Origin of the sequence: Ephemeroptericola cinctiostellae (assembly GCF_003339525.1) — a bacterium.
Lineage (GTDB): Bacteria > Pseudomonadota > Gammaproteobacteria > Burkholderiales > Burkholderiaceae > Hydromonas > Hydromonas cinctiostellae.
This window is the reverse complement of record NZ_CP031124.1, coordinates 1,934,773-1,950,266: the sequence shown is the minus strand read 5'-3', so window position 1 is coordinate 1,950,266 and position 15,494 is coordinate 1,934,773. Positions and strand designations below refer to the sequence as shown.

Here is a 15,494-nt window from a genome sequence, read left to right as displayed (position 1 = left end):
GCCAATATTTAAACTATAGTTGCGTCAGTCTTGTTACAACTGTGAATTATAAAATCAATTTGGAGATGCAAATGTCAATTAATATGGAAAACTTATGGATGCCATATACCGCCAATAAGCAATTTAAAGCGGCACCCCGCATGTTGGTTTCGGCCAAAGGCATGTACTACACCAGCGATGATGGTCGTCAAATTTTAGATGGTACCGCGGGTTTGTGGTGCGTCAATGCGGGCCATGGCCGTGAAGAGATTGTTAATGCGATTACTGAAACGGCTCAGACGCTGGACTATGCTCCGATGTTTCAAATGGGTCATCCAAAAGCATTTGAAGCAGCGACCAAACTGGCTGAAATCACACCTGACGGTATGGATAAAGTGTTCTTCAGCAATTCGGGTTCAGAGGCGGTCGATTCAGCATTGAAAATGGTTTTAACATACCACCGTGCCCGAGGTGAGGCTCAACGCACTAAATTTATTGGTCGCGAACGTGGTTATCATGGTTGTGGTTTTGGTGGCATCTCTGTTGGTGGCATTGGCGGTAACCGTAAGCATTTTTCTGCCAACTTGATCCCAGGCTGTGACCATTTGCCCCATACCTATGATTTTGAGCACATGGCTTTCAGCCGTGGCGAGCCTGAATGGGGTGCGCATTTAGCAGATCACTTGGAAAGTATTTTGGCTTTGCACGATGCCTCAACGATTGCTGGTGTGATTGTTGAGCCTGTTGCAGGTTCGACTGGGGTGTTGATTCCACCCAAAGGCTATTTGAAACGCCTCCGTGAGTTGTGTGATAAACATGGTTTGTTGTTGATTTTTGATGAGGTCATCACAGGTCTCGGTCGCTTGGGTACGCCGTTTGCAGCACAATATTTTGATGTCACACCCGACATCATGACCTTGGCCAAAGGTTTGAACAATGCATCTGTGCCAATGGGTGCGGTGGTGTGTAAAAATGAGATTTATGACACGGTTGTCCAGGCCTCGCCTGAAAATGCCATTGAATTTTTCCACGGTTACACTTATTCAGGTCATCCACTCGCAGCAGCGACCGCGTGTGCCACATTGGACGTGTATAAAAATGATCAACTGTTTGAACGTGCCGCCCGACTGTCCCCGCATTTTGAAAATGAGATTCATCAACTGAAAGATGAGCCACATGTCAAAGACATCCGAAACCTGGGCTTGGTCGGTGGCATTGAGCTGGTCTCGCGCGAGGGTGAAGTCGGTGCGCGTGCATATGAGGTCTTTTTACATTGTTTTAATCAAGGTGTTTTGGTGCGCTACACGGGTGATATTTTGGCCTTTTCTCCGCCATTGATCATATCCGAAGAAGAAATCACACGCCTATTTTCAACAGTGGCCGAAGCCCTGCGATTGGTGAAGTGACATGAACATATACCTTGCACAATCCGGCGATGATGTTTTGGCGTGTTTTGAGGTCATGCACCAGTTGCGTCCGCATTTACTTAAGGAAGAGTTCATCGCCACCATTCGAGAAATGATGGCTGGCGGTTATCAAATGGCTTTCATTAAAGAAAATGGTCTTGTGGTCTCAGTTGCAGGCTTTCGTGTGGCGCGAAGCCTGTGGATGGGTAAGCATTTATATGTGGATGATTTGGTCAGTGACCAAAACACGCGTTCACGAGGCCATGGCGATGCTTTGATGGCTTGGCTGACAGATTTGGCAAAAAGCCAAGGGTGCCGTTTTTTACATTTGGACTCAGGCGTTCAACGGGCCGATGCACATCGTTTTTATATGAAGCAGGGCATGAGCATTTCATGCTTCCATTTTCAAAAAAGTTTAGAGGATTAACAATATGGCACAGATTCAAAATTGGATTAATAACCAAGTCAGCCGCAGTGCGTCGACCCGTCACAATGATGTGACGAATCCTGCCACGGGTGAAATCAGTAAAACAGTTGTCTTGTCATCGGTTGATGATGTGAATACGGCTGTTGCTGCGGCACATGCCGCATTCCCTGCATGGCGTGACACGCCGCCTCTGCGCCGCGCGCGCATCATGATGAAATTTCGTGAGCTGCTGGAAGTCAACCGTGACAAACTCGCCGCTTTGATCACCGAAGAGCATGGCAAAACGTTTGATGATGCACAAGGCTCGGTCACGCGTGGCATTGAAGTGGTTGAGTTTGCTCAGGGCATTGCCCACATGCTCAAAGGTGAAATCGCTGAAAACGTCGGTACGGGTGTGGATTCACACTCCTTACACCAGCCGCTGGGTGTGTGCGCAGGCATCACACCATTTAACTTCCCCGCGATGGTGCCTTTGTGGATGTTCCCGATGGCGATTGCATGTGGCAATACGTTTGTTCTTAAACCATCTGAAAAAGTACCTTCATGCTCAATGTTATTGGCTCAGTTGGCAAAAGAAGCAGGTTTGCCAGATGGTGTGCTCAACGTGGTCAATGGTGACAAAGAGGTGGTGGATGGTTTATTGACGCATCCTGATGTTAAAGCGGTTTCATTTGTGGGCTCAACACCGATTGCCAAATACATTTATCAAACGGCTGCTGAGCATGGCAAACGTGTGCAAGCGCTCGGTGGCGCAAAAAATCATGGCGTGGTGATGCCCGATTGCGATTTAGATTTCACGGTCAATGCCTTGATGGGTGCGGCGTATGGTTCGGCAGGTGAGCGTTGTATGGCGATTTCGGTGGCCGTCGCAGTGGGAGATGTGGCCGATGCACTTGTTGCCAAATTGGATGAAAAAGTTAAAACCCTCAAAATCAATAATGGCATGGTCACAGGCACTGAAATGGGTCCCGTGGTTTCTGCTTTACACCGTGAAAAAATACTTGGTTACATTGATTCGGGTGTGAACGAAGGGGCAACATTGGTTGCTGACGGGCGAGGTTTAAGCATTGAAGGGCACGAAAACGGTTTCTTTGTTGGCGGCACATTGTTTGACCACGTCACACCTGAAATGACCATTTATAAAGAAGAAATCTTTGGCCCGGTGTTGTGCGTGGTGCGTGTTGCAACGCTCGAAGACGCGATTGCGCTGATTAACCGCAACATGTACGCCAATGGCACCGCCGTATTCACCAGCAACGGCGCGGTCGCTCGCCGCTTTGAACATGCCATCGAAGTGGGCATGGTGGGTGTCAATGTACCGATTCCAGTACCGATTGCTTTCTTCTCGTTTGGCGGCTGGCGCAACTCACTCTTTGGCGATCAGCACATTTACGGTCCAGAGGCGATTCGTTTCTATACCCGCAGTAAAGTGATCACCCGTCGTTGGCCGGAGTCTGGTATTGCTCATGCAAATGCATTTGTGATGCCGACATTGGGATAAGATCATGCGCGTGCCGGATTAATTTTTTAGCCTTTCAGTGTTTGAGCTGGAAGGCTTTTTTACGTCCTTATTGTTCGTTTTTATACAAAATGTGGATGAGGATAAGACAGGGATAAAAAAGCCGCATAAAGTTTAACTCTATGCGGCATGAAGGAGGGAACACCACTTCCCGATTCGAATGCTACAAGACCGAGGAGTCATAAGCAGATATGTTTCGAACTGGGAGCAGTATACTATAAATTTTGAATAATGCAAACACAAATGATAATTGTTTTTATTTGATTGTGTGCTTGCAAAAAAAGCAAGCATTTCAGCTTGCTTTTTTATTTGGTGCGTTGAGTATTACAAACTACCTGCATTTTCAGACAAGTAAGAGGCCACACCTTCAGGTGAAGCGGTCATGCCTTTGTCGCCTTTTTTCCAGTTGGCTGGGCATACTTCGCCGTGTTCGTCAGTGAATTGCAAGGCATCGATGATGCGGAGCAATTCGTCCATGCTGCGGCCGAGTGGCAAGTCGTTGACGATTTGCGAACGAACGATACCATTTTTGTCGATGATGAACGCACCACGGAAAGCCACGCCATCTGCACATTCAACATCATAAGCTTGCTGAATTTCATGCTTGGTATCTGCAGCCATGGTGTACTTAACCGCGCCGATGCCACCGTCGTTGATGGCGGTGTTGCGCCATGCATTATGGGTGAATTGTGAGTCAATTGAAACTGCAACCACTTCAACGCCACGTGCTTCAAATTCGGCCATTTTGTGATCCAAAGCGATCAATTCTGATGGACAAACAAAGGTGAAGTCGAGTGGGTAGAAAAACACCATGGCATATTTGCCTTTGCTGGCGGCTGAAAATGAATACGAATCAACGATTTCACCTGTGCCCAAAACAGCTGCAACGTTAAAATCTGGTGCGGGTTTGCCGACGAGAACTGCCATATTAAATCTCCAATAAAAGGATGGTGGTATGCCGTTGAAACGGCGATGAAAGGATGACATTCTACAGCGTTTTATTTGTACTTGCCATGAATGTGGCATGACGCTGGGTGATGACATTGATTTGTGTTTTTAATCGATTATTTTTTATGAGTTTTGATGATTTTTACGGTTTCAGTTTATTTCACAGTAAAAAACCAGCACATCGGCTGGTTTTTTTAAAGGCAGACGTGGTTGTCTCCATAGGTGCAGGTTTAATCAAATGTATCAGCACGTCGACCATTGGTCAAAATATGACCCATCCCTGGACGGCTAACCAACAAGGCATCTGTTGGCAAGGCAACATGGGGATCCTTATTGGTGTAAGGCATGATTTGCAAAACGTGGCGCATGGCATTGAGGCGGGCACGCTTTTTGCAATCTGACTTGATGACAGTCCAGGGCGAATCTGCCGTGTCTGTGTGATAGAACATGGCTTCTTTGGCTGCGGTGTAGTTGTCCCACTTGTCCAATGAGGCCATATCAATGGGTGACAGTTTCCATTGCTTTAAGGGGTGATTTTTGCGCTCAGAAAAGCGTTGGCGTTGCACACCACGACTGACGGAGAACCAAAATTTAATCAGGGTGATGCCGCTGCGCACTAAGTTTCGTTCAAACTCTGGGCATTGACGCATGAATTCGGTGTATTCCTGATCGCTGCAAAATCCCATGACGCGTTCAACGCCTGCGCGGTTGTACCATGAACGATCAAACATAACGATTTCGCCTGCGCTGGGCAGGTGTTGAATATAACGCTGAAAATACCATTGACCGCGTTCCATGTCTGTTGGTTTTTCCAATGCAACGACACGCGCACCACGTGGGTTGAGGTGTTCCATGAAGCGTTTAATCGTTCCCCCTTTACCCGCTGCATCGCGTCCTTCAAATAAAATGACGACGCGTTGACCCGTCTCTTTAACCCAATTTTGCAGCTTGAGCAGTTCAACCTGCAAGCGGTATTTTTGTTCCTCATAGGTTTTGCGTTGCATGAGGTTTTTATATGGGTATGCCCCTTGACGCCATTTGTCAGACAATACCTCATCGGGATTCATTTTGTCTTTTGTGCTGGATTTGTTGCGTTCACGCTCATCATCGCGTAATACCTTATACAACAGGTCTCGGTCATCGGGCGCCCAACTGCCCACCAAAGATTTAACTGCATTGTGTGCAATGGCTGAGGTGTTTTTACTTGTGCTGCTTTTAATGGTGTTGGACACGATGTCGCTGACTGCTTGCAATTGACCGTAAACCGTTCCATCTTGTCGATCTTGGATGTCACTTTGGACAACTTCAGGCAGCACAGCAAGCTTGGGCTGAGCGGGGCGACGTACTCTTGTTGTTGCATTGGGTTTCGATGACGCTTTGATCGATGCTTTAGTGCTTTTTGGGGTGAGTGGCGTCGCACCATTGCTTGTTGTTTGGCTGCCCGTCGCAGTGTCGTTGGCGATGCTTGGCGTATCGTTTGATGTGTTTTCTTGTGTCATAAAAATCCTCTGTGTTTTCGTTTATAACGTTTACTTTACCTACCGCTTTCTATTATTGTACGCTTGTATTTTTGAAAGAAAAGCATTCTCAAACTATTCCCTAAAATTTTTAGGGTCTTTGTGCGAATTGATAAAAGTGTGGTTAAGAGTGTCCCATTTTTCATACAAAAAATCAGCCAGTAAAGACTGGCTGATTGAAATGATAAATCATGATGAATTTGTTAAAAATTTGGTGTGGATAATGAGGATGCTAGCTTTTTGTTCCAAAAATACGGTCGCCAGCATCTCCCAGCCCTGGCACAATGTAAGCATGTTCATTGAGCCCTTTGTCTAAGGCGGCCACAAAAACCTTGATGTCTGGATGTGTCGCGTGAAATGCCTTGATGCCTTCAGGCGCAGCAACCAGTGCCAAGAAGCGAATGTGCTTTGCATCCACACCATGCTTGAGTAAAACATGTGCAGCATGGACAGCTGAATGTCCAGTCGCCAGCATTGGGTCGCATAAAATAAACAAACGCCCTTCTGCTTTTGGAAGGCGTACGTAGTATTCTACTGGAAAATTTTCTTCATCTCGATATAATCCAATGTGTCCTTGGCGGGCGGATGGAATCAAGTCCAACAGCCCGTCGGCCATGCCCAGTCCAGCGCGTAAGACTGGTACAACTGCAATTTTTTTACCTGCAATAACGGGAGCCTCAAACTCACAAAGTGGTGTTTTCATGTTAATCGTGGTGAGGGGTAAGTCTCGGGTGAGTTCGTAACCCATGAGCAGAGTGAGTTCGCGCAATAATGCTCTAAAACTGCGCGTTGATGTATCTATGCTGCGCATATAAGATAATTTATGTGCCACCAGAGGGTGATTCACAACGTAAAGGTTTGGAAAATCTACATGTTGTGTCATCATTGTCCTGATAAAGTGTAAAAATGGTCTAAATTGTAGTGAAGTCTATCGTTTGAGTCGATGATTGATCTTTGTTTTTTTACTTGTGTCGCACAACCGATATGCGTTCATATTGAATAGTATATAATACTTAGTTGTGGTATTTTTCGTTTAACGTATGTGTTTTTAAGGGTAACATGTATGTCTTTTAAGTTATTTCCTCATTGGGTTGAGAAACACAATGGCATCATCGCGCCTGATGAGCGCTTGCCTGTTGGGCAAACCGCTTTGATGGGACTGCAGCATGCCGTTTCAATGTTTGGTGCAACGATGTTGGCACCTTTGCTCATGGGGTTTGATCCCAACGTGGCTATTTTAATGTCAGGCGTAGGGACTTTGTTGTTTTTTTTACTGACTCGCGGAGAAGTACCCAGTTATTTGGGTTCGAGCTTTGCATTCATTGCACCGGTGGGTGCCGCGACAGGATATAAAATTGCCTCGTTCATGCCAAACCCAAACATGCCTGTGGCTTTGGGTGGCATCATTGTGTGTGGTCTGTTGTATGCTGCGATTGGATTTTTGATAAAAATCATCGGGCATGCTTGGGTTGAAAAGATCATGCCGCCTGTTGTGACGGGATCCATTGTTGCTGTGATTGGGTTGAACCTTGCCAGTGTGGCTGTGATGGGGGCAAAGGGTTCAAATTCCAATGCGTGGTATATGGCCATGACGGTGACATGTGTGGCTGTGATGTCCGTATTCACCACAGGTATGTTGCGTCGGTTATTGGTTTTGTTTGGTTTACTGACTTCAACATTGCTTTATGGCATATTGGTTAATGGTTTGGGTTGGCGGGGCGATGATGGGTCAGGGGTCAAACCAATTGATTTTTCAAAAGTTAAAGAGGCCGTGTGGGTTGGTTTACCTCATTTTTCAACGCCAACGTTTGATGTGACTGCGATGCTCGTCATTGTGCCCGTGGCTGTGATTTTAGTGGCTGAAAATTTAGGACATTTGCGTGCGGTGCAGGCCATCACAGGGCGAGAGATGGATTCAAAAATTGGTGTGGCGTTCATGGCGGATGGCCTCGCAACCATGTTATCAGGTGCCGTGGGGGGCACGGGGGTCACCACTTATGCTGAGAACATTGGTGTCATGGCTGTTACTAAAATTTATTCCACTTTGGCTTTTGTGTTTGCGGGTTTATTTGCCATTTTGATTGGATTTTCACCCAAGATGGGGGCTTTGATACAAACCATTCCTGATCCGGTGATGGGTGGCATATCGATCGTTGTTTTTGGTTTGATTGCTGTGACAGGGGCAAAAATTTGGGTGGATCATGATGTGGATTTTTCTCAAAATAAAAACCTCACTGTGGCTGCCGTGACCTTAATCATAGGGGCTGGGAATTTTGGTTTATCTATTGGGGATTTAAAACTGGATGGAATGGGGGTGGCCACTTTTGCTGCTGTTTTACTTAACGCTTTGTTCAAACTGGCCCCTAAGTTTGATTTGTTTGATTAAAGGGATGCTTTTTAAATAGCTGAGAAATCCTGTGTGCGCATGTCATTACTAGAAAATCGCCGTGTTGCAACAACGGCGATTTTTTTACTTTTGGGTGTTTTTTAAATTAAAGTTATATCATATTGTGAAAATATACTTTCATAATGTGAAGTGAAAAATGTTATTTCAATGATTTTTATACGATTTTTATAAAAAACACTTGCACGAATGGGTTGTGGAGGGTAGTATTCAACTTAACTTATGTCTTATATAAGACACAGTGCTTGTGTTGCGATGCGCCATGTTTTTTAGCGTACACATAGAGCCCAAACAGTTTCGTTTTTTATTCAAATCCCTTAGGAGAATGACATGGCAACTCGTGCAGAACAAATTGCAGCCCTTGAAAAAGATTGGGCAGAAAATCCACGTTGGAAAAACGTAAAACGCGGCTACACCGCAGAAGACGTTGTGCGTCTGCGTGGTAGTTTGCAAATTGAGCATACTTTGGCTAAAAATGGTGCAGAAAAGTTGTGGGCGAAAGTTAATGGTGGTGCGAAAAAAGGTTATGTGAATGCTTTTGGCGCCATCTCTGCTGGTCAAGCCATGCAACAAGCCAAAGCAGGCTTGGAAGCCGTTTATTTGTCAGGCTGGCAAGTGGCTGCTGACGGTAACACGTCAGAAACCATGTACCCAGATCAATCTTTGTACGCTTATGACTCAGTGCCGACAATGGTTCGACGCATCAACAACACATTCAAACGTGCTGATGAAATCCAGTGGGGTCGCGGCATTGATCCAACGTCACCAGAATTCGTTGATTATTTTTTGCCCATCGTTGCAGATGCTGAAGCGGGCTTCGGTGGTGTGTTGAATGCATTTGAATTGATGAAAAACATGATCACTGCAGGTGCTGCGGGTGTTCACTTTGAAGATCAATTGGCCGCGGTTAAAAAATGCGGTCACATGGGCGGTAAAGTTTTGGTGCCAACACGTGAAGCATGCGAAAAATTGATCGCAGCGCGTTTTGCAGCGGACGTGATGGGTGTGCCGACATTGATTTTGGCGCGTACTGATGCTGAAGCGGCCAACTTGTTGACTTCTGACTATGACGAAAATGACAAACCATTTTTGACGGGTGAACGCACGCAAGAAGGTTTTTACCGTGTGAAAAACGGTTTGGAACAATCAATCAGCCGTGGCGTTGCTTATGCACCGTATGCTGATTTGGTTTGGTGTGAAACAGGCGTGCCTGATATTGGCTTTGCACGTGAATTCGCACAAGCTGTTTTGGAGAAAAATCCAGGTAAGTTGTTGTCGTACAACTGCTCACCATCGTTCAACTGGAAGAAAAACCTCAACGACTCACAAATCGCCTCTTTCCAAGAAGATTTGTCAGCATTGGGTTACAAATACCAGTTCATCACATTGGCAGGTATTCACATCAACTGGTACAACACCTTCCAATTCGCCCATGCATATGCACAAGGCGAAGGCATGAAACACTACACTGAAATGGTACAAGAGCCTGAATTCGCAGCACGTGATAAAGGTTACACCTTCGTATCGCATCAACAAGAAGTGGGCGCAGGCTACTTTGATGATGTCACGACGGTGATTCAAGGTGGTTCTTCAAGTGTTAAAGCATTGACAGGTTCTACTGAAGAAGAGCAATTCCACTGATCGGATGTGCTTAGGATGGGCAAACTGTGCTCATCTCACGGCTTGACCATTATCCAAAAGTTAAGCCGTATTATTCAAAAAGAAAGCCGTTTGATGCTGTACAAAGCATTGAATGCACAAGAGACCGAAGCCAAAAGCTTCGGTTTTTTTAATAATGTAAGGTGGGTTGGTTTTTATTATGAGCGATGATCTAAACCCTTTCAATTTGTTTGAAAGATAAAAAATCTATAAAATATCAGTATGGTAATATACCCAAAAAACATGAAAGTAGCGCTTATTTGAAAGGCTGAGGTGTTTCAAAACCCCACTTTGAATGCTCTTTTCACACAAATAAATTATTAAATGGCGTAGGAAACATCATTAAAATTTTTAAAAATGGGGTTTTTCATGGAATTTAAAGATTATTACAAGTCGCTTGGTCTTGAGCGGAGTGCTTCGCAAGATGAAATTCGTCAAGCCTATCGTAAACTTGCTCGTAAATACCATCCCGATGTCAGCAAAGAAGCGGACGCTCAAGAGCGCATGAGGGAGATTAATGAGGCCAATGATGTGCTGCGGGATGAGGAAAAACGGGCGCAGTACAATGCCATGCTTGATCAAATTGCCAGCCGTGGCAGTTATTCCAATGAAGGTTTCCAAGCGCCGCCCAATTGGGATGAGGGTTTTGAGTTTCATCGTTCATCGGATGGCCATTCAGCCGACCATGCCGAGTTCAGTGAATTTTTTTCTTCGCTGTTCGGTCAGGCGCAACAGCAACAAAGAAACCAACGAAATCAACAGGTTCGTGGTGAGGATCAACATGCTGCGATTGAAGTTTCAATTGAAGAGTCACTCAAAGGAGCTGAAAAAGAAATTGTATTGCGTGCTTTAAAGCATGATGAGCAAGGTCAACTCACTTTTGAAAACCGCACCCTGAATGTCAAAATTCCTATGGGCGTGCAACCGGGTCAATACATTCGTCTGTCTGGACAGGGTTCTCCTGGTTATGGCGGCGCAACAGCGGGTGATCTGTATTTGGAAATCCGCATTGCACCGCACGAGCGTTATCGAGTTGAAGGCAGTGATCTGTATATGAATCTACCCGTGACACCCACCGAAGCGGCTTTGGGTGCCAGTATCGAAATTCCAACACCAAATGGTAAAAATGTTTCGGTCAGCGTGCCGCCCAATTCACGTGCGGGCATGAAGTTGAGGTTGCGTGATTATGGTTTGCAAGGCAAAACACACGGACACCTGTATTTGGTTCTTGAAATTGTTCTGCCTCCCGCTCTCTCTGAAGCGGCCAAACAAGCTTATCGACACTTATCTGAAGTGATTCCATTTGATCCGCGTCACGATTGGAAAGGACATGCATCATGAAAAATACTTTAACCGTAACGGTCGTCAATGAAGAGCATACGCTGAATGCCACTGAGCTGGCTCAAGCCTGCGGTGTGAGTCTGACATGGGTGACTCAAGCTGTTGAGTTGAGTGTGCTGCACACATCGATGATGCAAAAAGCCCCCAATGAATGGCGTTTTCAGCATCAGGATTTACAGCGTGCTTTGGAGTTGTGCCAGTTGCAGCGTCGTTTGGAAATTGACCTTGATATTTCAGCTTTGATTGCAGATTTACAGCAGGAAATCAGAAGACTAAAAAGTCAGCAGTAGCCATTGCACATTCGCGCACGACTGGCCGTTTACCGTCATCGCATCTGTTAAAAAATGGGAAAAGTCAGTTTAGACTTTTCCCATTTTTTCATGATAGGGTGTCTTTGTCATCTGATTCGTGTAATTGATGAATCAGTTTACGTTGCATGTGCCAAATCAGTCCCGCAACGGGAATCACTAAAATCGTCATCACCATGGTTTTGTACTCACTGGGAACGATGCCTGCGAACAAATAACCCAACACACCCAGCGCATAATAGGTCAGTGCGACGATCGAAATGCTTTCCACTGTTTTTTGCATTTTGAGCTGCATGCGCGTGCTTTGGTGCATGCCTGAAAGCATGGCGGTGTTTTGCACTTGAATTTGCAAGTTGATTTCTGTTTGCAACAATTCGGCAATGCGATCCACACGCTGTGAAATGTCTTCCAAACGCAGTTTAACGGATGTACAGGTGCGAATCGCAGGGCCGAGGCGGCGTTCAATGAAGGTTTGCAGGCGTTGCAAAGTGCCAAAATTTTCCTCATACAATTTGCCATAAGAAAACTGCACCAAATCATAGTACGCTTGGCTGGCATTGAATCGCGCTGACAATTGATTGCGATGGTGTTCGATGTTCTTGGCGATCTCCAACAGCTGTGCCAGCAGCTCGCGTTGTACAGGCTCATCGCTGGTTTGCGTGAGCTGGTTCAATAATTGAGCCAAATGCGCATCCATGCCCGCCAAACTGCGGCTGACCGCGCGTGCCGCTTCAAGCGGGATCAGCGCCATGATGCGGTAGTTCTCAATTTCCAATAAACGCGTGACCACACGACCGACTGTACTGTCATTAAGGGATTGATTGGCAATGACAAAACGTGAAAAACCTTTGGTGTCTAAATCAAAATCGGTGAACACCGCTGCGCGTTTTTCCAATACATAAGCGCCATATTTTGGATCCATGATCGCTTGCAGTTGCGGATGCTCAAAAGTGCCACTGTCTATGCCGATACTGCTAATGGCATCAGGCACAACATAAACCAATGTTTTGACCAAGAGGTCTTGGCTGCACGCCTGTAATTGTGTAGGATCAAGTAAATCCAGTGGGTTGACCTGATCAATGCCGTGGATGGTGCGCAAAGGTTGAGTCAAGGTCAACGTGTCAAACTCGGTGTGCTGTTCAAAACGCAAGCGATGAGATGCGCATTCATACTCAAAGAATGGTGCTGTTGTACCCGTTAAAATAGGGTAGTACTGGGCAATCAGACTTTGTGCGATATGCCACAGCGTCTTCGAGTGCGTGCCACCTTTCCAAAATAAAACATGACCAACCACACTGGGCGTGCCCACGGTCAGATAAGGGCGGGCATGTGTTTCATGATAGAGATTGGACTGCATGGGCGGCTTGATGGGCATACTTGGCTTTTTTAGTCAAAGGTGGATCGACGAAGGGGAGGTACACGATAACCGAAAGCAAGGCTTTGGTCAATCTTGTTTGGGGAGGCGTAACGAAATCAATTAATTGGATGGTTGCATGGACTGAAATCGGTTGATTCTGAATTATTGATATCGAATAAAAATGACACTTAATCTCTGAACGATTGCTCCAGTTTTAATTCAAAATTCAATGACAAGATGGGCTGGTTTGTACTGAGTTGCCGCCTTCATAGCTGATCTGGTTTGGTGTACATGGGCAGGTTTTTACGGCATACTACGGCAATTGAATCAATCAATACAGGGCTTCTATGACTGCAAAACCAGACCTCATTAATCAACGCTGCTTTTGGTGCGGCGAAGATGAACTTTATGTCAATTACCACGACCGCGAATGGGGCAAACCCGTCCATGACGATGTGCGCTTGTTTGAAAAAATTTGCCTTGAGGGTTTTCAATCGGGGTTGTCGTGGTACACCATTTTGAAACGACGTGAAGGTTTTCGCCAAGCTTTTCAACAATTTAATATTAAAAAAGTGGCGGCTTTTACGGCAGCTGATGTGGAACGATTGCTGAAAGATGAGGGCATCATTCGTCACAGAGGCAAAATTGAAGCGACCATCCACAATGCCAGCCGTGCTTTGGATTTGATTGAAGAGTTTGGTTCACTGGATGCATATTTTTGGCAATTCCTTCCGCCAGCAAGCGAACGGCCTGAGCAAATCAATCGCAGTACGATTCCAGCGAGTACACCCACTTCAATTTTTCTGTCAAAAGAATTGAAAAAACGGGGGTGGAAATTTGTCGGTCCAACGACCTGTTATGCTTTCATGCAGGCCATGGGGTTGGTGAATGACCATATTGAAGGCTGTATTCATCGATGATGGGCTTTTTCATTAAACTCAATCAACATGCTTGAAGTAACGGCGTACCAGCGTCATGGCGTCATGGGTGGTGTTACTGGTGCACCATGTGCATCATGTGTACGATCAGTTGATTGTGTCATTGATTCAATTTTATGGGAGAAAATAACGTGACTCAAGTGTGGTCAGATGTGATTGAACCGCTGAACTGGGATGAACTGTCGGCCCTTTACCGTGAGGCGCCATTGGGTGATAAAAAACCGGCAGATTTAAAAACAGTGTTCACGAACAGTCGATTTCGCTGTTTTGTTTATGAAAATGGACGGCTCATTGGCGTGGGGCGTGCGCTTTCTGACGGCATGGATTGTTCGTACATTTGTGATGTGGCCATATTGCCCAGCCATCAAAATCAAGGGCTTGGGCAGGCGATCGTCGCGAAATTGGTTGCATTGTCCGTTGGTCATAAAAAGATTATTTTATATGCGGTGCCAGGTAAGGAAGGTTTTTATAAAAAACTTGGATTCAAAAGCATGACCACTGCAATGGCTATTTTTTCAAATGAGCAGGGGGCTCTGGACGGTGGTTACGTGAAAGAGAACTGAATATTGACGGTCAGAGTAGACTGTCAGAACAAAATGCATTGCTGCACCCCAATATTTTTTTCAAAATGTTGAGGTGTTTTTTTACTAAAATATCAAGTTATGTTGTTGATTGTGCACCGCGTTTGAATAGAAACTGTGCGACTGTTTGTCCATGATCCGACACCTCGGGGGAGCGTTGGTGCAAGTGATCGTTTAAACTGTACACCTCCCGTACCACGGCGATTTGGTGACGCGATTCGGGGTGGAACTCCTCGGAAACAAAGACATGGTCGAGGACTTCAAGTGCACCTTCGTGGATGTGGGTGTAAGCAACATAGCGTTGCGGGTCATTTTTGGTCTGGATGCGCATGGCATCAAACAATTGAAAGTCATAGAAACTTTTGCCAAAACGCCCTGTGCCTGCGATCATTTGTGTGGTGACGGCATAGGCATGGTCGTTGTAATCGCCTGTGACAATGCACGGTTCTTGATTTTTTTGTAACAAACCATTCAAATATTGACGAATGCCGATGGCGTCTGCACCTCGTCGAACGAGTGAGCGGTAGGTGGCAAGCGCGAGGTGGTCTGGATTGGATTCATCTTCATTGTGCAGATAATCGGGACGTTTTGACTTCAAATGCAGACCAAGAACATGCAGCTTGATATTATTTGGCAACTTGACAGCAACGTGCAGAATGGCGCGGGTGATTTGCGAAAGGGCTTCATCATAACCCGGTGGCGTGACACTGAAACCTTTGCCGTAGTTAATGACCCAGTTGGGTTCATCCATGAGCGGCAGGCGGGTGACGATGGCGACTTGTGGGACGAGGCTGTTTTTGGGTGGCATGGCCACCGCATCGCGGCCGATGATTTTGGCATTGCGCATGGTGTGGCTGGCTTTAACCGCATCGGTCAGGGCTTCAAGATGGAAAACCTCTTGAAAGACGATGATGTCGGCATTTATTTTGTCAATTTGCGCGGCTGTCCATGCGATTTTGTCGTCGTATTCTTGCTGGGTATATGGGTCTTGATTGTCGTAAAACTGAAAACCTACTTTGGCAAAGTTACGCAGGTTGAAAGTGCCGATTTTAATGCCGATGTCATACGCATCGACGTTTTGAAATAAATTGGGCATAACGGTCTCCAATG

General features: G+C 45.9%; 14 protein-coding genes. 9 read left to right on the top strand and 5 right to left on the bottom strand.

Annotated elements, in window-relative coordinates:
- Nucleotides 1–71: 71 nt before the first annotated feature.
- Genes aptA through DTO96_RS08760 form a run of 3 tightly spaced genes read left to right on the top strand, consistent with a single transcriptional unit; the run spans nt 72 to nt 3,313 of the window.
- Nucleotides 72–1,385, top strand: coding sequence for an omega-aminotransferase AptA (gene aptA / locus DTO96_RS08770; RefSeq protein WP_373277779.1), 1,314 nt, complete (start codon nt 72–74; stop codon nt 1,383–1,385).
- 1 nt (nt 1,386) lies between these two features.
- Nucleotides 1,387–1,812 (top strand): GNAT family N-acetyltransferase, encoded by a 426-nt coding sequence (locus DTO96_RS08765; RefSeq protein ID WP_114563147.1) that lies wholly within the window; start codon nt 1,387–1,389, stop codon nt 1,810–1,812.
- 4 nt (nt 1,813–1,816) lie between these two features.
- Nucleotides 1,817–3,313, top strand: a complete 1,497-nt coding sequence (locus DTO96_RS08760) for a CoA-acylating methylmalonate-semialdehyde dehydrogenase (protein ID WP_114563146.1) — start codon at nt 1,817–1,819, stop codon at nt 3,311–3,313.
- Between the two features lie 342 nt (nt 3,314–3,655).
- Here the strand turns inward: DTO96_RS08760 and DTO96_RS08755 are convergent, their stop codons facing one another.
- The 3 genes from DTO96_RS08755 to upp form a co-directional block, all read right to left on the bottom strand.
- Nucleotides 3,656–4,258, bottom strand: coding sequence for a peroxiredoxin (locus tag DTO96_RS08755; RefSeq protein ID WP_114563145.1), 603 nt, complete (start codon nt 4,256–4,258; stop codon nt 3,656–3,658).
- A 251-nt stretch (nt 4,259–4,509) separates the two neighbouring features.
- Nucleotides 4,510–5,778 (bottom strand): polyphosphate kinase 2, encoded by a 1,269-nt coding sequence (ppk2, locus tag DTO96_RS08750; protein WP_114563144.1) that lies wholly within the window; start codon nt 5,776–5,778, stop codon nt 4,510–4,512.
- Nucleotides 5,779–6,028: 250 nt separating this feature from the next.
- Nucleotides 6,029–6,679, bottom strand: a complete 651-nt coding sequence (gene upp / locus DTO96_RS08745; RefSeq protein ID WP_114563143.1) for a uracil phosphoribosyltransferase — start codon at nt 6,677–6,679, stop codon at nt 6,029–6,031.
- Between the two features lie 180 nt (nt 6,680–6,859).
- Between upp and DTO96_RS08740 the strand changes: the two genes are divergently transcribed.
- The 4 genes from DTO96_RS08740 (at nt 6,860) to DTO96_RS08725 (ending at nt 11,490) form a co-directional block, all read left to right on the top strand.
- Nucleotides 6,860–8,182 (top strand): solute carrier family 23 protein, encoded by a 1,323-nt coding sequence (locus tag DTO96_RS08740; RefSeq protein ID WP_114563142.1) that lies wholly within the window; start codon nt 6,860–6,862, stop codon nt 8,180–8,182.
- Between the two features lie 348 nt (nt 8,183–8,530).
- Nucleotides 8,531–9,841 (top strand): isocitrate lyase, encoded by a 1,311-nt coding sequence (gene aceA / locus DTO96_RS08735; RefSeq protein ID WP_114563141.1) that lies wholly within the window; start codon nt 8,531–8,533, stop codon nt 9,839–9,841.
- 387 nt (nt 9,842–10,228) lie between these two features.
- Nucleotides 10,229–11,200: a DnaJ C-terminal domain-containing protein gene (locus DTO96_RS08730; protein WP_114563140.1), complete on the top strand. Its 972-nt coding sequence runs from the start codon at nt 10,229–10,231 to the stop codon at nt 11,198–11,200.
- On the top strand, nt 11,197–11,490 hold the full coding sequence (locus DTO96_RS08725) for a chaperone modulator CbpM (protein ID WP_114563139.1): 294 nt from the start codon (nt 11,197–11,199) through the stop codon (nt 11,488–11,490). Before DTO96_RS08730 ends, DTO96_RS08725 begins: the two co-directional genes overlap by 4 nt.
- Nucleotides 11,491–11,578: 88 nt before the next feature.
- On the opposite strand, the gene DTO96_RS08720 is transcribed toward DTO96_RS08725, so the two are convergent.
- Nucleotides 11,579–12,883 (bottom strand): DUF3422 family protein, encoded by a 1,305-nt coding sequence (locus DTO96_RS08720; protein WP_114563138.1) that lies wholly within the window; start codon nt 12,881–12,883, stop codon nt 11,579–11,581.
- Between the two features lie 329 nt (nt 12,884–13,212).
- Here DTO96_RS08720 and DTO96_RS08715 point away from each other — a divergent pair, with 329 nt between their 5' ends.
- Nucleotides 13,213–13,785: a DNA-3-methyladenine glycosylase I gene (locus tag DTO96_RS08715; RefSeq protein WP_114563137.1), complete on the top strand. Its 573-nt coding sequence runs from the start codon at nt 13,213–13,215 to the stop codon at nt 13,783–13,785.
- 134 nt (nt 13,786–13,919) lie between these two features.
- Nucleotides 13,920–14,366 (top strand): GNAT family N-acetyltransferase, encoded by a 447-nt coding sequence (locus DTO96_RS08710; RefSeq protein WP_114563136.1) that lies wholly within the window; start codon nt 13,920–13,922, stop codon nt 14,364–14,366.
- Between the two features lie 97 nt (nt 14,367–14,463).
- Here DTO96_RS08710 and DTO96_RS08705 read toward each other — a convergent pair whose 3' ends face one another.
- On the bottom strand, nt 14,464–15,480 hold the full coding sequence (locus tag DTO96_RS08705; RefSeq protein WP_114563135.1) for an endonuclease/exonuclease/phosphatase family protein: 1,017 nt from the start codon (nt 15,478–15,480) through the stop codon (nt 14,464–14,466).
- Between the last annotated feature and the right edge of the window lie 14 nt (nt 15,481–15,494).